Here is an 18275-nt window from a genome sequence, read left to right as displayed (position 1 = left end):
TTTTTAAACCGTAATTATTACGATTTAAGGTTAGAGGAATTTAGTCATATTGTCAACCATTATTTGATTCTCTTTCTATCATTGGTAGTTAACTCAAAGGATTACTCCAATTCTGGCTACTATAACGGGAACTCTGCCAAAAAACTGTTCGTTGGAGTTTTGAAAAGAATGCCCATAGGGTTAGCGACCTTAACATTGTAAACAGAATAAAGGAAAACCATAATCCATGATTCCCCCATGCAGGCACAGTAAACCAAACAGAAAGTACAAATATAAGCAAAGAAATAAGCAAGGAGTTTCGCACCGGACCTACATGTGTGGCTCCAGTGTAAAACCCATATAATTGAAGTCCTAAAAACCCTGTAAGTGGAAATAAAGTCACCCACCGCTTATAAGAAACAGCTGTTGCATGTACTTCTTCAATATTCGTAAATAAAGAAATAAGCCAGGAGCCACCGACGTACATCATTACGGTTAACAAAAAAACGAGTGCAACCGACCAAAAACAACCAATATAAATTGTACACCTAAACAGCTTTTTATCATTCGCTCCAACTGCTTTCCCTGCAAAAATACTGCTTGCATTGGCCAATCCGTCAAAAAAGTAAGCCATAATAAAATGCAGTTGAAATAAAATGGCGTTGGCTGCAATGATGACTTCCCCCATCGAAGCTCCAATCGATGTAAAGACCCCAAAAACAGCTAATAAACAAGCAGTTCGGATGAATAAATCTTGGTTTACTTTCACCATATGAATCATTGGTTGAAATGCTACAATAGCTTTGTTCTTAAATATAGTATGGTCAAAATTTATATATTTCATCATAAACAAGCACCCAATGACAGTGGCAAGCACTTCAGAAATGAGCGTCGCTACACCTACACCTGCGACTCCCATTTGAATCGAATATACGAAAAAAACATTTAACCCCATATTAAGTAAATTACACCCTAGTTGTAATAAGAGAACCACTCTTACTTTTGCTTTCCCAATCAACCAGCCAAAAATGACATAGTTGAGCAACGTAAATGGTGCCCCCCAAATGCGCACATCGAAATATTTGCTACCCTGGGACATCACATTTTCAGAAGGCTGGATGAAGTACATCGCAAGATCCCAAATAGGCAACTGTAATACCATGAATAATAATCCAGCACTTGTAGCTAAAAATGCTGCCCTTAATAAATTTAGCAATGCTGCTTCTTCATTCCCGGCACCTACAGCTTGAGCTGTGTACCCCGAAGTACTCACGCGCAAAAAACCAAACAGCCAATATAACGTATTGAAAATAAGCGTACCAACAGCCATTCCTCCTATATAAGCAGGATCATCTAAAAAACCAACGACTGCTGTATCTACCGCACCAAGCAAAGGAGTAGAAATCGTAGCTAAAATCAATGGAAGTGCCAAAAATAAATACTGTTTATGTGTGATTGTTCCTGCAGTAGCTTTCCCCAATTTATCTCTCCTCTTTTATCGTATATCGCTCGTATGAATGACATTAAAAAGGATATAAGCTGCAACATCATTTGGAGGCGTTTGAGAGGTTCAACGCCTATTGCTAAGTAACTGAAACACGCAATTAGTAATAAAAGAAGAGGGAGAATTCTTGGTCTCACCCTCCCCCTAAACAGCTAATTTTGATGATACACAATGATCAATTTTTCCTTATTTTTCTAAAAAGCATTTACATCCCTCCTCGATTTCTGGTTTAATATCATTTAAATCGTAATAATTACGATTTAAATATAAAACACAAATCCCCATTTGTTAAGAGGTGAAAAGTATGAATGTTTCTTTATTCAAAAATGAGCAAAAAGATGAAATCCTAGCCTTTTATAAATATGCCTACCATATTTTAAAAAGAGAAAAAGATCTATCCCCTGCCAACCCCTTGATTAACCAAACGTTATCAAATCTAGTCCATAAGCTTTCTACACCTATTGAGGATGCCCATATGATCCTCGATAACCCGTATATCCAGGAAATAAAAGACGATATGATTGAACACCTTGCTGCCGCTGAATGTGATATGGAAACATACTTTGGGTCTTACTTTGCAGAAAATGCTTCTTCTTTGTCGGATCTTTCTTCTTTTTTGTATTGGGACAATTACAAGGAACTGACAGAAACAGAAGTAAATAAGTTATATGACCTTCCTTTTTCTTGGAAAGAACTCAATCATATCTGTTTTATAGGGGCGGGTGCTCTACCATTAAGTCCCCTTTTAATGTCAACAAAATTACATGCTACGATCGATTGTTTGGATATCGAGAAGTCGGCCTACTCAGTGGGAAATGCTCTGATACATCGACTCCATAAAGATGAACAATTATTCTATAAATATAAAGATGGGGAAGCATTTAATTATCAAGATACCGATCTGGTTGTTATAGCTAGTTTAGTACCGAACAAAGAGTTGATCATTGAACAAATTCGCCGCACTAATCCAAACACCATAATCGCATTGCGTTCAGCCGAGAACCTTCACACTTTGCTATATCACCCTATTAACATAGCAATAATAGAACAATTAGGTTATCAATTAATAGGAAACACCGTTGCTAACTCATTTATTATTAATTCAACCTTATTTTTTGCATACCAATAATCTTCATCCGACTATGAAGGCTTTTAACAAAACCCTTATAAAGTTTATGTTAAGCCACAACCGAAACGGGATAAAACCGATTAGATGACATGATTTACACCACTCGCATGTAGCTTCACTCATGCACCAAGGAGAAGATTGTAACGATCAATGAGCCGTTTATAGTCATGCTTCTACTAAAACTACCAAACAAACAACGTGAAACAGCTAACCGCTTAGTGGTATGTCAACACTAAACTAAACAAATTTTTAAAGGTTCATAGACTTGTATTCTATTGGTGTTAAGTAATCTAGTGATCCATGAATTCGAATATGATTGAACCAATGAACGTAATCAAAAAGTTCAAGGTCAAGTTCGCGTTGGTTAAGGAAGATAGAACCATGAACGAACTCAGTTTTGATGGTCTTAAACGTAGCTTCAGCGACAGCGTTGTCATACGGCGTTCCTTTTTCACTTAAGGATCGTTCAATGCCAAAGGTTTCTAATGCCTGATCGATCAGTTGATTCTTAAACTCGCTGCCTCGATCGGTGTGGAACAATTCGAGGCGGATTAAGTTGTGTTTGACCGATGCAAAGGCACGTTGAACTAAAGCTGCGCTCTTATGAGGACCGGCACTATGGCCGATGATTTCACGGTTATATAAATCGACGAGCACACAGATATAATGCCATTTCTGTTGAACACGAACGTAGGTTAAATCACTCACAATGACCTTGAGTTCTTGGTCCTGGTCGAATTCTCGGTTTAATGTATTCCCAACCGCTGATTCGTTACAAGCTGTTTTAGACGGCTTAAACTGGGCGACTGTATACTTTGACACCAATCCTTGTTCTTTCATGATGCGTCCGATACGACGGCGTGACACGGTCCAGTCCAGTTTTTCAAGCTCTTTCTTGATCTTTCTTTGGCCATAAACCCTTCGGTTGCTTTTAAAGATGTCCACGATCAATGTTGGCAATTCTTCATCTTGGTTAGCACGAGCTTTTGCTTCGTAATAATAGGTACTTCTAGGAATTTGTAGGACGTCGCCCATTGCTGATACAGAGTATTTGTGACAGTTGTTCCGAATCACATCTACTTTCGTCCCATGATCAGCGCGGCTTGCTTTAAAATATCATTTTCCATTTCTAACTGTTGATTTCTCTTACGAAGCGTGATGAGCTCTTCTTCTTCAGGAGAACGATTGTCTTTTTCTTCAAATGAACCGCTGGCTCGATGTTGGCGAACCCACTTATCAAAAGCAGATGGCGTCAGCTCGTATTCTTTGATTATTTCGGCTCGAGGTTTTCCTGAGGCGTGCAGCTGTACGATTTGTTCTTTGAATTCTTTTGAAAAACTTCTTCTGATTCGTTGGGTCATATGAATTTTCCTCCGCGTTTAGTTGAACCAAGCTTATATGGCCTTAACCGATCTGTCCAATTAAGTGTAACCTATCCAAGGGACACCCTGTCCGACCTTCCTCATTAGAGGTGAGGCCGTTGCTTCGGCTACGGCACTTCAAAAGGGAAAGTTACCGGATGGATTTTAACCACCTAGACTGTGTGACTGCGGGGCACACTTAAAAATCCCCACTCTCCGTTAGAATGGGGATTAAATTCATCTGATTATATATAAATACTTTAAAAACATAAGAAAAAAATACAACATATTATCAAAATATTGTAACGGGAACATACATTTGTTATGTTGTAGGCCTAAATAGATAAAAGGAGTGACCTCTATGATGTCTACAGCCATAAAAGACAAATGTGCAAACATTCATCACTTTTATCAACCTAAAAACATGTATGATCTTTGCTCAAAACTAGAAATCCCCATAGTACAAGCCGACCTCATAAAATGGAGAAGTTTTCTACAATTTCATTACAATCAATATATCATCCATCTAAATGATCAAAGCGAATATAAAGAAACAGCCATAGCAAAAGAAATCGGGCATTTCTTTCTTCACAGCCATACAACTCAATTTAAAATATCAAGTACAAGCATCAGCCTGACAAAACACCAAAAAGCCGAAGGGATTCTGTTTGCTACATTGCTAATCACCGATGATGCAATGTACCACCTTTCATCTTTCAACACAAAAAACGCTAGGGGGCAATCCTAATGATATATAAAAGAGAAAACGGAAAGTATCGTATTCAAATTGATCTAGGAATATCTGCTATAACCGGGAAAAGAAAAAGAATCTCAAAAACAGCAGAAACAAAAAAGGAAGCCAAAAGGCTTCACCGAAAACTTGAAGATCAGTATATAAATAAAAATAGCATCAGTGACAAAAATCTAAGCTTCACAGCAATCAAAAATCTGTATATGGAGGAATACGAACTACACCATAAAAGTGATTACCATCAAATTAAAAATTACAGCATAGACAAGCATATTTTGCCCTATTTTAAAAAATGCAATTTAAAAAAGGTGACGTCAGATGACATACGAGAATTTCAACAGTTCCTTATTGATTCCGGGTTACAAAACAAAACCATCAATAATAATATGATCATTCTTAGCGAAATCTTTAATAAAGCTATTGAACAAAAGAATCATTGACAAAAATCCATGCAGAAACGTTAAAAATCTCAGCATACCAAGATTAGAAATGAACTTTTGGACACCTGAACAGTTTAAAGCCTTTATCAATCTGATTGGAGAGGACGAATTTCTATTCAAAACCTTCTATACACTTGCTTATCTAACGGGGATGCGTCGTGGAGAAATCCTTGCATTGACATGGAATGATGTATCCGAAATTAAAAAGGAAATAAGTGTATACAAATCACTTTCATACATTAATAAAGAAGCCGTTATTCAAATGCCGAAAACAAAAATGGGTATACGAAAAATCAGCATCAACAATCAACTTTTTGATCTACTTCAAGAATGGAAAAAAGAGCAATAAAAGTTATTTGCTGAATTAAAGATAAATCACACCAACGAAACATTGATTTTCCAATACAAGGACAGACCACCATCTAAAGATTATTTTAGCAGACGCATCAGAACTATATGTGAAAGAGGAGATATAGAACCTATTCGTCTTCACGATTTACGGCACTCTTATGTCGCTTTACTCATTGACCAAAAGGAAGATTACACAACCATCAAAGAACGCCTAGGTCACTAATCTATTAAGACTACCATCGACGTATACGGTCATCTATTTCCGAACAAGCAAAAAGAAACAGCCGATAGGCTTGACAACATTTTATAATATATTGGTTGGTGAGAACAATCACCAACCCTTATCATTTACAATATCCGAACATTTAATTTTACCAAATAATGGGAAATAATACATTTTAAAATAAAATGGCACCATTTTGGCACCAAGCATTTTTAAATTAACTTTGTTTGTAAGAAAAATAAAATGCTGTATCAACTGATATGACAGCATTTAAAATGGTGCGGTCAGTGGGACTTGAACCCACACGGGATTTAACTCCCACTAGGCCCTCAACCTAGCGCGTCTGCCATTCCGCCACAACCGCAAGAATGGTGCGGGTGGTGGGACTTGAACCCACACGTCGTAAGACACTAGATCCTAAATCTAGCGCGTCTGCCAATTCCGCCACACCCGCTTGTGCAACGTCCCCAACGATTCGTGAGGGGATAATGGCTGGGCCAGCTGGATTCGAACCAGCGCATCTCAGGACCAAAACCTGATGCCTTACCGCTTGGCTATGGCCCAACAGTAAAAATGAAATGGCGGGCCTGACGGGATTCGAACCCGCGATCTCCTGCGTGACAGGCAGGCATGTTAACCGCTACACCACAGGCCCTTGTTTGATATATCTTCTCTTCCCTCGACCGTGGAAGACATGGTGGAGGGTGACGGGCTCGAACCGCCGACCCCCTGCTTGTAAGGCAGATGCTCTCCCAACTGAGCTAACCCTCCGAAATGGTGACCCGTGCGGGATTCGAACCCGCGTTACCGCCGTGAAAGGGCGGTGTCTTAACCCCTTGACCAACGGGCCATATCTGAAGTCAGATGTCGGAATCCAGATGTCAGAATGCTCACCTTCTGCTTCTGATCTCTGTCGTCTAACTTCTATAGTCTGTAATGGCGGAGAAGGAGGGATTTGAACCCTCGCGCCGCTTGCGCGACCTACACCCTTAGCAGGGGCGCCTCTTCAGCCACTTGAGTACTTCTCCGCTGGCTCCGCAGGCCGGATTCGAACCAGCGACGGATCGGTTAACAGCCGATTGCTCTACCCCTGAGCTACTGCGGAATGTGAAATAGGCTTCAGTTCAATTTCGACAAATAATATCGTACATGAATTGAATGGGATTGTCAACTCCTAATTTCGTTTGAAAATATGTATTCCGCTTCAAGCGACCTTTTATAATGTACCATAGGAATAAAGTGTCGTCAACGCTTTTTCATGATTTTTTTAGTCTACCCCGACAAGCCCCGCATACATACCGGGCTGTATCCATCGCTCGCTTCCGTGGATAAACACGGTCACAATCGGTACATCGATAATAATATTTTACCGGCAATGTTCTTCTCATGCCGGGAACGGTTTGGCAATGCCTGGACCCACCCACTTTTTTGAGCAAGTGTTTAAAATCTTTGTCTTTATGTTGATAGCCTCTGCCCTCTAAGTGAAGGTGATAATGGCAAAGTTCATGTTTGATGATGGCCTCTAATTCTTCTCGCCCGAAATTTTCCTCGTGTTTCGGATTAATTTCAATATCATGGCTTGTAAGCATATAGCGACCGCCGGTTGTCCTTAGCCGGGAGTTAAAGCGGATCTCATGCCGAAATGGCTTCTGAAAATAGCGAATGGACAATTCTTCCGTGAAGCGTTGCAGCTGCTCGTCATTCATCTTGCTCGTCCTTTCTAAAGCCGGTAAATCATGCTCAACGTTGACAAGCTCTGCGGCATATAATGGTTAAAAGCCTTTAAGGTCTCATAAACAAGGAGGGATCTCAAGTGCCTTACTGGCTAAAAAAACAATTGGAAAAAGCCTATTTTGAAAAAAACCGCTATGAGATTGTCATGCTTAACCAATGTTGGTACGCATATTTAAAGCGCAATGCCCAACAGGCTCTATAACGATGTAGATTACGAAACACTCCCCCATACATGATACCATCCCATATGCTAATTTTGGTAGAAAAAAACCTGCGGGTATCCGCAGGTTTTTTCTCATCATTGCCTTTCCTTTATCATTGTCAGTGCAATTCTTCCCTTTTTTAAATCAACATCCTCCACCCACACGGTAACAATGTCCCCAACAGCAACCACCTCTTGTGGATGCTTAACAAATCGGTTGGCAAGCTTCGAAATATGCACAAGACCGTCTTCTTTTACACCGACGTCAATAAATGCGCCAAAATCGACGACATTTCGAACGGTTCCTTGGAGCTCCATTCCTTTCTCCAGGTCCTCCATCGCCATAACGCCCGTTTTTAACAGCGGTTGCGGCAAGTCTTCACGAGGATCTCGATTCGGACGGGACAGTGCTTCCGTGATATCTTGCAACGTCATCGTTCCAATGTCCAATTGTCTCGACGCTTCGGAAATATCAAGTTGCTCCACTTTTTCTTGAATCGTGTCTGACCCAAGGGCATTCTCGAGAACGTCCATTTCCTGTAACAACTGTTTGGTTGCCGCATAACTTTCCGGGTGGATCGGTGTTCGGTCGAGAGGCTCGTCTCCGTCTGTAATTCGCAAGAAACCGGCTGCTTGCTCAAATGTTTTTGCCCCTAAGCGAGGAACGTCGTTCAGTTGTGTTCTCGCTACGTATTTTCCATTATCTTCACGGTATTTGACAATTTGATGCGCAACCGTTTTATTCAACCCCGACACATGTTGAAGCAAGCTTTGGGAGGCTGTATTCACATCGACGCCCACTTGGTTAACCGCCGTTTCCACAACGAAATCAAGGGAGCTGCCCAACGATTTTGCACTCACATCATGTTGATACTGGCCGACACCGATCGATTTGGGATCGATTTTCACAAGTTCAGAAAGAGGGTCCTGGAGTCTTCTCGCGATCGAAACCGCGCTACGTTCCTCTACTTCCAAATCAGGGAATTCCTCGCGGGCGATTTTTGAAGCAGAATAAACGCTTGCACCTGCTTCATTAATGATCACATAGGCTGCATCGGAACCTGATTCGGAAAGAAAATCCGAAACGAATAATTCCGTTTCCTGGGAAGCCGTACCGTTCCCAATGGCAATAACTTTACAATCGTACTTTTCCAACAAGGATTCTAACGTTTTTGCTGCTTTTTCTGTTTCATTGTTCGGAGGTGTGGGATAAAAAACACCGATTTCCAACATCTTCCCGGTTTCATCAATAACCGCCCATTTGCACCCGGTTCGATAGGCTGGGTCAATGCCGAGTACCGTTTTTCCCAAGAACGGCGGTTGCAGCAATAATTGTTTGAGGTTCTCCGAAAATACACGAATGGCCCGAGTTTCCGCTTTTTCGGTTAATTCATTTCGTATCTCCCGTTCAACGGCCGGGGCAATCAAACGTTTATACCCATCCTTTATCGCCTCCTGAACCACAGGGACAGCCGGAGAGCCAAACCGCTTGATCATGAAGTTTTCTATTTTGTTGATTAAAAACGAGGCATCGGTATCCACGTTTACTTTTAGAACGTTTTCCTTTTCTCCCCGGTTTACCGCTAAAATTCGATGTTCAGGCATCCGGTTGATCTGCTCGGCATATTCGTAATACATTTCATATGTACCTGCTTCATCTTCCGCATTCTTCTTGCGGGTCGTCTGTAATAGTCCATGTTGAAACGTCAGCTGGCGAAGGCTTTGGCGAACGGCCGGATCGTCTGCCGTCCATTCTGCGATAATGTTTTGCGCACCTTCCATCACTGCGGCCCGGTCGCTAAGATCCTCATCATGGTTCATGTATGTATCCGCTTCCCGTTCCACGTCGATCTCGCGCGGCAATTGGAAAAGGTGTGCCGCAAAAGGCTCCAACCCTTTTTCTTTGGCAATCGTAGCTTTTGTGCGTCTTTTTTGCTTATAGGGGCGATAGATGTCTTCTACGTCCTGAAGCTTGTTTGCTGATTGAACCGCCCTGGCCAACTCATCGGTAAGTTTTCCTTGCTCGTCAATTAAGCGAAGGACCTCCTGCTGCCGATCGTGAAGCTGGTTCGCATATTGCCATTGATCAAGCACTTCCCGAATTTTTAGTTCATCCGCGTTTCCGGTTTGTTCCTTCCGATAACGGGCGATAAAAGGAATCGTATTCCCATCCTCATGCAAATCAATAATGGATTTTACGTATCGTTGGTCCATTGTTATGCCACGGGCAATCCGCCCGATCGTCTTTTCCGTATCGATAATGACAGTTTCCAACGGCCTTCCTCCTTTGTAGAATTAAGTGATTTCCGAGATGGCATCGGCCCTCTGCTAGTATAACCCGATAGCACACGAAAAACCGCTTGTCTGTCATCGACAAAACGGCTGTTGGGTTTCGCTATTCATTTCATATGGCCGGATATAATCGTTATGTCATCTTTGCAGATAGCATCATTGGAGCCGACCATATTTTGCACAAACTCAGAAGGTGCTGCATGATATTGAACGAAACGGTCTCTCATATTGTGCACCTCTGCACCATCCGAATATAAAACAAACGAAACTTCAGAATCATAAGGATAGGTATACGTTCTCGGTGTCATCCGGCGCCCGGCAAGAAAACCGCTACTCGGGATCGGGCGATAACACTTTCCATCATTAATGCTTAAAATGCAACCGACATTTCCAATGTTCCCATAGAAAATATTTTTTGAGGCATAATCAATTTTTAAAATCGTCATCACGACGCCCCGTTCATGGCTGAGCGCTTCATTACACGCAACAAACAGTCCTTCAAGACTTGTGCCGGCATGTTGCTTTTCAATGATGTTTACGGCTATACGGGCTGAACGGTTGGCGTTCTCTCCGCTTCCGAGGCCATCAGCGATGGCAACGAGAAAATATCCGTCATTCTCAATCATATAGTACGCATCACCACATATTGAGTGGCCATGTTTTTCCTTTTGATATATGGCTGTTTCCCCTTTTCGATGTTCCTCTTCGATAATGTTGGTCATCACAGACACTCCGATGGTTCGACGCGGATCGAATCACGTAATTTATCCAGTGCTCGCCGTTGCAGACGGGAGACATGCATTTGCGAGATGTCAAGGCGTTCTCCTGTCTCTTTTTGACTTAGGTTGTCAAAATAGGTGCAACGCAAAATTTCCTGTTCACGTTCGGTGAGAACGGTAAACGCTTTTTCCAAAAGAAGGCGTTGATCGGTCTTTTCAAAGCCTTCTTCTGTGGAGCCTACAAGGTCCAACAACGTTACTTCGCTGCCTTCGGCATCCGCTTCTATGGAACGGTCCACGGAAAGCGCTTGATAGCTCTTGCCCATTTCCATCGTTTCCAGCACTTCTTCTTCCGTAACCTCCAAATAAGCAGCGATTTCCGATACTTGTGGCGAACGTTGGTATTCAGTCGTTAACTCTTCCACTGCATTTTTGATCCTTGGCCCTAGTTCTTTTATGCGGCGGGGCACGTGGACACTCCACGTTTTATCCCTGATAAACCGCTTGATTTCGCCAACGATCGTAGGTACGGCGAAGGACTCAAAGGACCGCTTGTAGGAAGAGTCAAAACGGCGAAGTGCAGCGAGCAAACCGATCATACCGACTTGATAAAGATCATCATCGTGCCCTTGGCCCCGGGAAAATTTACGCGCAAGCGATTGGACGAGTGACTCGTAGTGACGGATTAATGCTGTTTGAATCTCTTCTGTCGGGTTTTGTTGAAAACTTTCAATCCATCTATAAATTTGTGCTTCATTGATGTTTGTTGATTGTTTCTGCTTCGATTCCATTGGCCCCATGCGCTACCCCATCCTTTTGAAAGTACTTCTTCATTACAATGGCTACGCCTTTGTCTTTTTTTATTTCGACGTCATCCATTAATGTTTCGATAAGGAAAAGGCCTAGCCCTCCTTCGCTAAGTTGTTGGATAGGCTCACCTGGCTTAATCGGACCCCTGTATTTTTTTAGTTCCTCAACATCCACGTTTTTCCCGTCGTCCGCAATTTTGAACTCGACAAATTGATCATGGACAAGAAACTGTAAAGAAATTAAACCTTCATCATTGTAAGCGTGATCAACGACATTCGTACAAGCTTCGGCAATCGCTACTTTAATATCCTCAATTTCATCATAGGTGTATCCAACTCGATTCGCAACCCCTGAAACCGTCAGTCTGACCACACCCACATATTCAGGTCTGGCAGGTACCTTCATTTCAATGCATTCCTCGTAATCAGTCATTTTCCGGCACTCTCCCTTCGCTCCTCAATGTCGATCACTTCATCAAGCCCGGTGATCGAAAAAAGACGCTTCACTCGCTCATTAAGGGATACGAGGCGTAACCTTCCATTATTCTGATCCGTCGATTTCAGTGCACCGACAAAAATCCCGAGACCCGTACTATCAATGTAGTCGACGCCTCGCAGATCAACGGTGACCGATGACTCCGGTTGTTCGACCAAAGGCATTAACGCTTCTTTTAATTGCGAAGCTGTATGAGCATCAATTTCCCCTGATACGAACATTTTCGTTTCATTGCTTAGCGTTTCTGTCTTCACATCCAGGTTCATTCCATTTCCTCCTTGATGGATCTTCTCATGATGGCATCTCTCTTTTAGTATATAAGGGCGTCTATAATAAAACGGCCCAACAGGCCGTAATTGTTCATACCCATTCTTTTTTTAAGTTAAACGTTTCGTCGTAAAATAATAAGGGTAAAATCATCATGAAGTTGGAAGTCCTGCCATTGTTCCAAGTCTTGAAATACATGGTCGACCATTTTCTGCGCGCTTTTGTCTTGGTATAGGCGAAGGAGTCTTGTCAGCTCCTCCCGTTCCAAAAATTCATCGCCTGCTCTGCATTCCGTAACGCCATCTGACAACAAGACAATGTAATCTCCGGGAGAAAACCCAAGCTGGTACTCTCTGTATTGGGCGTTTCGGGAAATGCCAAGGGCCATACCTTTTGCGTATAATTCTTCAAATCGATCTTCTTTAGCATTATAATAATAGCCGGGCTCATGGCCTGCACCTGAATAGGAAAAAAGATGAGTGCGTAAATCATAAGACGCGTACATCATCGTTACAAACATGTGAGCGGCAATGTTTTGCTCGACGGTCCGGTTTAGACTTGCTAACAATTGGCCCGGCTGCATCAATCTTTCGGGGAGGCTGTCCATCGCGTATTTGATCATCGACATACAAAGGGCCGCGGGAACTCCTTTTCCGATGATATCGGCAATCGCGATACTGATGCTTTCGTTGTCAGGTTGTATGATATTATAATAATCTCCATTCATCTTTGAAGCAGGAACACTGATCACACCTATGTCTACAATCTCGCTTTGCGGGATTTCCTTGGGCAAAAATGTGTCTTGCATACTTGCTGCCACATCGATTTCCGACTCCAATTCCAGCTGTTTTTGTTTTAGGATTTGGTGTTCGCGGTGCGCCATCCCGTATCCGATCATCACTTCCAACAAAAACTCGAAAGACTTCCGTGTTTCCGGTGACAAAGTAGGGTATAACTCTTCAATGACTTCAAGATGAATGCTTACTATCTCTTCGGGTGCAATATCTTCTTCAATTACTTTTTTGCTGAATTGTTGCGCATCGTACAGGCTTTGTTCACTTTTTTGAGAAAGAAAATTGTAGAGAATTTGTTTATAGCTGCTTTGCAGTACTTGATACGCTTCCATCTTCGTAACCTCCCTACCGAAGCCATTTAGTTGCAGTAATGACTGTCCCCTTGCCGAGTTCGGATTCAATATCAAACTCATTCATTAACCGTTTTACCCCGGGAAGCCCTGCCCCCAATCCGTTTGAGGAGGAATGACCATCCGTCATGGCCTCCCGTAAATTTTCGATGCCCGGCCCTTCGTCGCGGGCAACAATTTTAATCCCTTTTGAGTGCCCTTGTTCCACAACTTCCAACCCTATCAAGCCATTCTCTGTATATAGATAAATATTTCGTGCCAACTCCGATATAGCTGTAGCTATTCGAGCCTGGTCCACATTGTTAAAACCTATTTCTTTTGAAAGCTCTCGCCCGACTTGACGAGCCGATACGATGCCCCATTCCGTCCCAATTTCAACAGAGGATTGAGTGCGCATCATCAACCCTCCAATTCCTGTTGCAATTTCTCAAGCCCTTGCTCCAAATTTAATGCTGTCGGAACTTCGCTCAATGTAATACCCATCTCAACTAATGTAATGGCAACACTTGGCTGTATACCGGTTAAGACGACTTTCGCACCCATTAGATTGGACATTTCGACGACGTCTCCGATTACTTTTGCAATATAGGAATCGATCATCTCAACGGATGTCAAGTCAACAACGATGCCCTCGGAACCTTCTTCATGGATACGATTTAACAGGTCCTCTTGGAATTGAAGTGCTGTCTGATCATCCAGTTCTACTTGCACAGAAATTAGTAAATACTTCCCTAGTTTTAATATCGGTATTCTCATCATGTATACCTCCGTAATAGATGTGAGAAGTGAGAGGCGGAAGGTAAGAAAAACAACCGACGAGCCGGTTCGTTTTTAAGCAAAACCAACCCTCCGCTTGTTTTATCTTGTCGGTTTATGAACGCTGCACTTGCCGTACTTCACGATTCGTTATTTCTAGGGCTGCTTCAACGCCCTTTTGCAGCGTACTTGTTGTCGAGAAATTGCTCAAATCGATACCCAGATTAATGATCGTCTGAGCAATTTCTGGCCGTATTCCAACGAGAATGCACTGAGCCCCCACAAGCCGCACAGCTTCATATACCTTAATAATATGGTGCGCAACCATCGTATCGACGACCGGTACGCCGGTAATGTCGATCAGTACCACTTGGGAACGGTGGTCGACAATGCCTTCCAATAAATTTTCCATGATATACTGGGAGCGCTTTGTATCAATCGTACCAATTAAAGACATCACGCTGATGTCATTAAATACTGGAATCAAGGGAACGGACAACTCCTTGAGCGCATGATTTTGTGTGTTAATGACGTTCTCCCTCATTTTCGCGGCCTCGTCCACCAAATTGCTGATCAAGTCATCCAACCGAGCCTCAAATTCCAACATACGCTCTTCCGTATATTCTGCGGCCAAATCATTTCTAAGCATACGTCGCAAGGAATGCAAACTTCGAATGAAAGTTCCCAACGGGAGTCCATAATGAATCAAACGGTTAGCGAAGCGCCGCAGCCGCTCTGCTTCACTTTGGTCCTCAGTATTGGAGTCATTTAAAACAATATCCATCCATTCATTTTTTAACTCGTCTTCCAGACCTTCTGAAAGTCGTGCATCATTAAATGCACGTGAATCAATGTCTTCTTTCCATCGAGTAAGATAATGATCTTTTCTTTGATAAATAAAATTTATAACCGAAGAGTACATTCATATTCCCCCATATTCCAATGTAAGCCGGAAATTAACACATATATTAATTATTTCATTATTTATATATAAACGCAAATCCAACGTGTCATATCAAATGGACATACAGGAGCAGAACCAATATTTATATAAAATAAAAAAGTTGCCACCGATCATCATTGATCGAAGCAACTGTAATCCGTTGGGGACCGCCTTAGGATGATATGAGAAAAATCAAGACGTAAAACTAAAGTTGGACCCCTCTGATATTCGTGTGATGAACTTGTGACTCTGCTTCTTCTTCCAGCTGAAACGACTCATCGGCGATGTTTAAGTTAATGGTAGCCATCTCAATATAGCCTTTTTGCATGGATTCTCGCACAACCTGTTTACGCTCATGCAAATACTTTGTCGCCGCTTGGTGAATAAAATCACTGCGGTTTAACCCATCGCGTTTCGTCATTCGGTCCACCTCTTGTAATAAATAGTTCGGAAGGCTAATCATAATTTGTCTACCGTTTTCTTGGGACAAGTTGGATACCCCCTGCACACACCATTCGTACACGTTCATTTACTCTGTACATATAATAGCATCCCGCCCATCAATTTGCAAAACAGATTTTTTCCATCTTGCCACCAAAAAACTTTTGTTATTATCAGTACGCTTCGACGTGTTTCGAAAAATTCCTGCATAAATCTTAGAAAACTTGGCTTTTCGCCAAGCTTTTATGGCGAAAAGCCCTAGTTGCACTTATGCAGATAAGAAAGTTGATTTACACTCTCTTATTCTGCCAAAATTAATCATTATTTTTTATGAAGCGTCAATGTTTAGAAGATCGTTCATATATTTACACGGGGAATCCTGCCGTTCAATAGGCAGGGAATTTCATACGTGATCGTGGAGAGACGTTCCGATACTTCTTCTATGCTGATTTCTTCATGTTTCTGTTTTCCGATTAAAGTCACTTTTGTTCCGACCGGGATTTCCGAGGGAAGCCTTATCATCATTTGATCCATGCATATTCTACCAACCATTGGACAGCGTTGCCCTTTCACAAGCACTTCCCCCCCGTTTGTTGCATTCGCCCTTAACCAACCATCCCCATAGCCGATCGGTACCGTTCCGATCCATTCTTCTTCGCTTGCTTGATACGTGGCGCCATAACTTATGGACGTTTCCGGTTGTACTTTTTTTACATGTGTCAAGCGACTATGCAGGGACATCGCCGGCTTTAAAGAAACCGGAATATCCGTCGCGGTCTCGACAGCGGGGACAAGGCCATACATCGAGATACCAAAACGAACCATATTATAATCGTTTCCCGGGTACCGCAAACTCGCGGCACTATTGCTGTAATGAATATAAGGGATGGGTCCGGCCACTTCTTTGGCCAACTGAACATATGATTGAAAAGCTTTTAATTGCCGGGATAAGTACTCGCTTCCCCATTCATCTGCAGTTGCCAGGTGCGTAAAAATTCCGGTGAACGTAAACCTCTTGTCCGACTTCAGCATCTTTAGCATATCCAGCAAGGTCTGTTCATCCGTTAATCCAATTCTCCCCATCCCCGTATCACATTTCAGGTGCACGTGTAGAGCTGACTCCGGATCAAGATGAGGGCTCGCCTCCGCCAGCCACTCGCTTTGAAAAGCTGTAATTGAAATACGGTAGTGTTGGGCGACCGAAGCATCTTGAGGGTTAATAGGACCGAGCACTAAAATTGGGGCGTCTACGCCTGCATTTCTTAGTTCCACCGCTTCTTCCAAAAGCGCTACCCCAAGCCAATCCGCTCCTGATTCGAGTGCCGTCCGGGCAACGGTCACCGCGCCATGGCCATACCCGTCCGCTTTCACGACTGCCATGACGTTAACATCCGGATGATGAAGCGTTTTTACTGATTTGACATTGCTTGCAATTGCTTTTACATCGATTTCTATCCAAGTGTCTCGATACTGATTAACGCTGTGAGTGTCCACAATGAAATCTCCTTGTTTTACCGATCTATTCTTTGTTTATTATTAGACGCTTCATCTTTGATGTCAAGCTGACTTAGTATGAACGCCTATTGCGGACATATCTCGGGGTTCGGGCACCTGGTTTGGCGGTATGGATTGGTAGAAATAGTAAAAGAAAGGATTCGAATTTTTACTCACCCGTTAAAAAAATACCACTGTGACACCTTTACGGACCGTAGCACGCTTCCCTGAGGACTCAGAGCGGTCAGTTTTTCCTTTTTCAGTCCGCAGACTGACCATCTGAGGACTCAACGCACTCGGTTTCTCCTTTTCCGGTCCGCAGACCGACCATCTGAGGACTCAACGCGCTCGATTTCTCCTTTTCCGGTCCGCTGACCGACCATCTGAGGACTCAACACGCTCGGTTTCTCCTTTTCCGGTCCGCAGACCGACCATCTGAGGACTCAACGCGCAAGGAACGAGCCCTAGACGTGCAAAGAATTCATTGTTCCACTTCATTGTCATTTTCCACCCTTTTCTCTGGCTTGGATGGTCATGGATCATCGCTACACGGAGTCTTTTTCTTATATATCTGTCTATGGCCTGTAACTCTTTGCCAAAGGTTTTATAGAAGCATCTACTGCCAATGCCATACTGGGCATTCAGTTGTATAGCTTTGTGGATCGTGTGGTAATCATTTACTTTCCCTCGTATCACTGGATTGACCTGTTCTACCCATTTCTCTTTACTTATCGTTAGTGTCTTTCGGGTTTTCGCCTTATAGTACGGTACCCCGTCCTTCTTCCTCTTTCTCCAGTGTCCAAAAGTGAAGCCGAGAAAGTCGAAATCATCATCATGAAAGTCCACAAACTTTGTTTTCTCCTCCGCAATTTCGAAGGCTAACTCTGCCAACTTTGTTTTTCTTTTTATGATCTCTGCTGCTTTCTCTATATCCTCTTCTGTTTTGGCGAATAAAAGAAAGTCATCAGCGTATCTCACAAATCTTATACGGTGTTCCGCCAGTGTCCAGTCCAATTCATTTAGAAATAGATTGGCTATAAGCGGCTAAATGACACCACCTTATGCGAAGTAATCCGTTATGCAAAGTAAACGTCATCTTTCCTATAAATACAGGATTTTCATGTCATTTACTTTGCATAATGTCACTACTCCTTTCGTTCAAAAAACAAGTAACCGATTAACATTGCTTCTATTTTGTAGAATTTACAGATCCGTGTTTACCCAAGGTAACGTGTCCCAA

The 18275-nt window shown here is 42.6% G+C and carries 19 protein-coding genes, 8 tRNA genes and 1 pseudogene; 5 read left to right on the top strand and 23 right to left on the bottom strand.

The features are described 5' to 3' along the window. Window positions 1-88: 88 nt before the first annotated feature. The gene (locus DT065_RS16055; RefSeq protein WP_114375096.1) at window positions 89-1459 is read right to left on the bottom strand and encodes an MATE family efflux transporter; all 1371 of its coding nucleotides are present in this window, start codon (window positions 1457-1459) and stop codon (window positions 89-91) included. 328 nt (window positions 1460-1787) lie between these two features. On the opposite strand from DT065_RS16055, the gene DT065_RS16050 reads away from it, so the two are divergent. Further along, the gene (locus DT065_RS16050) at window positions 1788-2612 is read left to right on the top strand and encodes a nicotianamine synthase family protein (RefSeq protein WP_114375094.1); all 825 of its coding nucleotides are present in this window, start codon (window positions 1788-1790) and stop codon (window positions 2610-2612) included. A 249-nt stretch (window positions 2613-2861) separates the two neighbouring features. Here the strand turns inward: DT065_RS16050 and DT065_RS16045 are convergent. Next, a protein-coding gene (locus DT065_RS16045; RefSeq protein ID WP_114375092.1) for an IS3 family transposase occupies window positions 2862-3973 on the bottom strand; the annotation gives its coding sequence in 2 pieces (ribosomal slippage) (window positions 2862-3724 and window positions 3724-3973; 1113 coding nt in all). 361 nt (window positions 3974-4334) lie between these two features. Here DT065_RS16045 and DT065_RS16040 point away from each other — a divergent pair. From DT065_RS16040 to DT065_RS19400, 3 genes and pseudogenes are all read left to right on the top strand, one after another. Then, window positions 4335-4721, top strand: coding sequence for a hypothetical protein (locus tag DT065_RS16040; protein WP_114375090.1), 387 nt, complete (start codon window positions 4335-4337; stop codon window positions 4719-4721). Continuing rightward, the gene (locus DT065_RS19405; RefSeq protein ID WP_227002640.1) at window positions 4721-5164 is read left to right on the top strand and encodes a tyrosine-type recombinase/integrase; all 444 of its coding nucleotides are present in this window, start codon (window positions 4721-4723) and stop codon (window positions 5162-5164) included. Before DT065_RS16040 ends, DT065_RS19405 begins: the two co-directional genes overlap by 1 nt. A gap of 49 nt (window positions 5165-5213) precedes the next feature. After that, window positions 5214-5738, top strand: a pseudogene (locus DT065_RS19400) (site-specific integrase). A gap of 276 nt (window positions 5739-6014) precedes the next feature. Here the strand turns inward: DT065_RS19400 and DT065_RS16030 are convergent. From DT065_RS16030 to DT065_RS15990, 9 genes are all read right to left on the bottom strand, one after another. Further along, window positions 6015-6102, bottom strand: a tRNA-Leu gene (locus tag DT065_RS16030). A gap of 5 nt (window positions 6103-6107) precedes the next feature. After that, window positions 6108-6192: transfer RNA gene (locus DT065_RS16025), tRNA-Leu, on the bottom strand. A 35-nt stretch (window positions 6193-6227) separates the two neighbouring features. After that, a tRNA-Gln gene (locus DT065_RS16020) sits at window positions 6228-6302 on the bottom strand. Window positions 6303-6317: 15 nt separating this feature from the next. Next, a tRNA-Asp gene (locus DT065_RS16015) sits at window positions 6318-6393 on the bottom strand. Window positions 6394-6433: 40 nt separating this feature from the next. Next, window positions 6434-6509: transfer RNA gene (locus DT065_RS16010), tRNA-Val, on the bottom strand. Window positions 6510-6513: 4 nt separating this feature from the next. Further along, window positions 6514-6588, bottom strand: a tRNA-Glu gene (locus tag DT065_RS16005). 87 nt (window positions 6589-6675) lie between these two features. Then, window positions 6676-6766: transfer RNA gene (locus DT065_RS16000), tRNA-Ser, on the bottom strand. Between the two features lie 2 nt (window positions 6767-6768). Continuing rightward, window positions 6769-6843, bottom strand: a tRNA-Asn gene (locus DT065_RS15995). A 151-nt stretch (window positions 6844-6994) separates the two neighbouring features. Further along, complete coding sequence (locus DT065_RS15990) at window positions 6995-7444, bottom strand: SprT family protein (protein WP_114375088.1); 450 nt, start codon at window positions 7442-7444, stop codon at window positions 6995-6997. A gap of 107 nt (window positions 7445-7551) precedes the next feature. Between DT065_RS15990 and cmpA the strand changes: the two genes are divergently transcribed. Next, a complete protein-coding gene (cmpA, locus tag DT065_RS15985; protein WP_114375086.1) occupies window positions 7552-7674 on the top strand; it encodes a cortex morphogenetic protein CmpA in 123 nt (40 codons plus the stop codon). 96 nt (window positions 7675-7770) lie between these two features. Here cmpA and DT065_RS15980 read toward each other — a convergent pair whose 3' ends face one another. The 12 genes from DT065_RS15980 to DT065_RS15925 all read right to left on the bottom strand — a co-directional run bounded on the left by DT065_RS15980 (window position 7771) and on the right by DT065_RS15925 (window position 18073). Then, window positions 7771-9933, bottom strand: coding sequence for a Tex family protein (locus tag DT065_RS15980; protein WP_257791158.1), 2163 nt, complete (start codon window positions 9931-9933; stop codon window positions 7771-7773). A gap of 140 nt (window positions 9934-10073) precedes the next feature. Next, window positions 10074-10688 carry a PP2C family serine/threonine-protein phosphatase gene (locus tag DT065_RS15975; RefSeq protein WP_114375084.1) on the bottom strand — a complete coding sequence of 205 codons (615 nt, stop codon included), beginning with the start codon at window positions 10686-10688 and terminating at the stop codon, window positions 10074-10076. Further along, window positions 10688-11476 carry an RNA polymerase sigma factor SigB gene (gene sigB, locus DT065_RS15970; protein ID WP_114376378.1) on the bottom strand — a complete coding sequence of 263 codons (789 nt, stop codon included), beginning with the start codon at window positions 11474-11476 and terminating at the stop codon, window positions 10688-10690. The genes DT065_RS15975 and sigB overlap by 1 nt, the downstream gene beginning before the upstream one ends. Then, window positions 11439-11927 carry an anti-sigma B factor RsbW gene (rsbW, locus tag DT065_RS15965; RefSeq protein WP_114375082.1) on the bottom strand — a complete coding sequence of 163 codons (489 nt, stop codon included), beginning with the start codon at window positions 11925-11927 and terminating at the stop codon, window positions 11439-11441. Before rsbW ends, sigB begins: the two co-directional genes overlap by 38 nt. Beyond that, window positions 11924-12256 (bottom strand): STAS domain-containing protein, encoded by a 333-nt coding sequence (locus tag DT065_RS15960; protein ID WP_114375080.1) that lies wholly within the window; start codon window positions 12254-12256, stop codon window positions 11924-11926. Before DT065_RS15960 ends, rsbW begins: the two co-directional genes overlap by 4 nt. Before the next feature lie 116 nt (window positions 12257-12372). Then, complete coding sequence (locus DT065_RS15955) at window positions 12373-13383, bottom strand: PP2C family protein-serine/threonine phosphatase (RefSeq protein ID WP_114375078.1); 1011 nt, start codon at window positions 13381-13383, stop codon at window positions 12373-12375. A gap of 13 nt (window positions 13384-13396) precedes the next feature. Next, on the bottom strand, window positions 13397-13798 hold the full coding sequence (locus DT065_RS15950; protein WP_114375077.1) for an anti-sigma regulatory factor: 402 nt from the start codon (window positions 13796-13798) through the stop codon (window positions 13397-13399). Between the two features lie 2 nt (window positions 13799-13800). After that, on the bottom strand, window positions 13801-14157 hold the full coding sequence (rsbS, locus tag DT065_RS15945; protein ID WP_114375075.1) for an RsbT antagonist protein RsbS: 357 nt from the start codon (window positions 14155-14157) through the stop codon (window positions 13801-13803). A gap of 115 nt (window positions 14158-14272) precedes the next feature. Beyond that, window positions 14273-15079, bottom strand: a complete 807-nt coding sequence (gene rsbRA / locus DT065_RS15940) for an RsbT co-antagonist protein RsbRA (RefSeq protein ID WP_114375074.1) — start codon at window positions 15077-15079, stop codon at window positions 14273-14275. A gap of 226 nt (window positions 15080-15305) precedes the next feature. Beyond that, a complete protein-coding gene (locus tag DT065_RS15935) occupies window positions 15306-15629 on the bottom strand; it encodes a CopG family ribbon-helix-helix protein (RefSeq protein WP_114375072.1) in 324 nt (107 codons plus the stop codon). A 269-nt stretch (window positions 15630-15898) separates the two neighbouring features. Continuing rightward, on the bottom strand, window positions 15899-17035 hold the full coding sequence (gene alr, locus DT065_RS15930; protein ID WP_114375070.1) for an alanine racemase: 1137 nt from the start codon (window positions 17033-17035) through the stop codon (window positions 15899-15901). A gap of 339 nt (window positions 17036-17374) precedes the next feature. Next, window positions 17375-18073: a reverse transcriptase domain-containing protein gene (locus tag DT065_RS15925; RefSeq protein WP_227002825.1), complete on the bottom strand. Its 699-nt coding sequence runs from the start codon at window positions 18071-18073 to the stop codon at window positions 17375-17377. Window positions 18074-18275: the final 202 nt, after the last annotated feature.

Origin of the sequence: Salicibibacter kimchii, from assembly GCF_003336365.1 — a bacterium.
GTDB classification, from domain to species: Bacteria; Bacillota; Bacilli; order Bacillales; family Marinococcaceae; genus Salicibibacter; species Salicibibacter kimchii.
Note: the sequence above shows the minus strand (reverse complement) of the source record. Positions and strands in the feature narration are given on the sequence as shown.

Coding starts and splice junctions, on each gene's coding strand:
- sigB (WP_114376378.1), bottom strand. CDS start 11,476: ATGGAATCGAAGCAGAAACAATCAACAAACATCAATGAAGCACAAATT.
- rsbW (WP_114375082.1), bottom strand. CDS start 11,927: ATGACTGATTACGAGGAATGCATTGAAATGAAGGTACCTGCCAGACCT.
- DT065_RS15955 (WP_114375078.1), bottom strand. CDS start 13,383: ATGGAAGCGTATCAAGTACTGCAAAGCAGCTATAAACAAATTCTCTAC.
- DT065_RS15935 (WP_114375072.1), bottom strand. CDS start 15,629: ATGAACGTGTACGAATGGTGTGTGCAGGGGGTATCCAACTTGTCCCAA.
- DT065_RS16050 (WP_114375094.1), top strand. CDS start 1,788: ATGAATGTTTCTTTATTCAAAAATGAGCAAAAAGATGAAATCCTAGCC.
- DT065_RS19405 (WP_227002640.1), top strand. CDS start 4,721: ATGATATATAAAAGAGAAAACGGAAAGTATCGTATTCAAATTGATCTA.
- DT065_RS16040 (WP_114375090.1), top strand. CDS start 4,335: ATGATGTCTACAGCCATAAAAGACAAATGTGCAAACATTCATCACTTT.
- DT065_RS15975 (WP_114375084.1), bottom strand. CDS start 10,688: ATGACCAACATTATCGAAGAGGAACATCGAAAAGGGGAAACAGCCATA.
- rsbRA (WP_114375074.1), bottom strand. CDS start 15,079: ATGTACTCTTCGGTTATAAATTTTATTTATCAAAGAAAAGATCATTAT.
- DT065_RS15950 (WP_114375077.1), bottom strand. CDS start 13,798: ATGCGCACTCAATCCTCTGTTGAAATTGGGACGGAATGGGGCATCGTA.
- DT065_RS15960 (WP_114375080.1), bottom strand. CDS start 12,256: ATGAACCTGGATGTGAAGACAGAAACGCTAAGCAATGAAACGAAAATG.
- rsbS (WP_114375075.1), bottom strand. CDS start 14,157: ATGAGAATACCGATATTAAAACTAGGGAAGTATTTACTAATTTCTGTG.
- DT065_RS15990 (WP_114375088.1), bottom strand. CDS start 7,444: ATGAATGACGAGCAGCTGCAACGCTTCACGGAAGAATTGTCCATTCGC.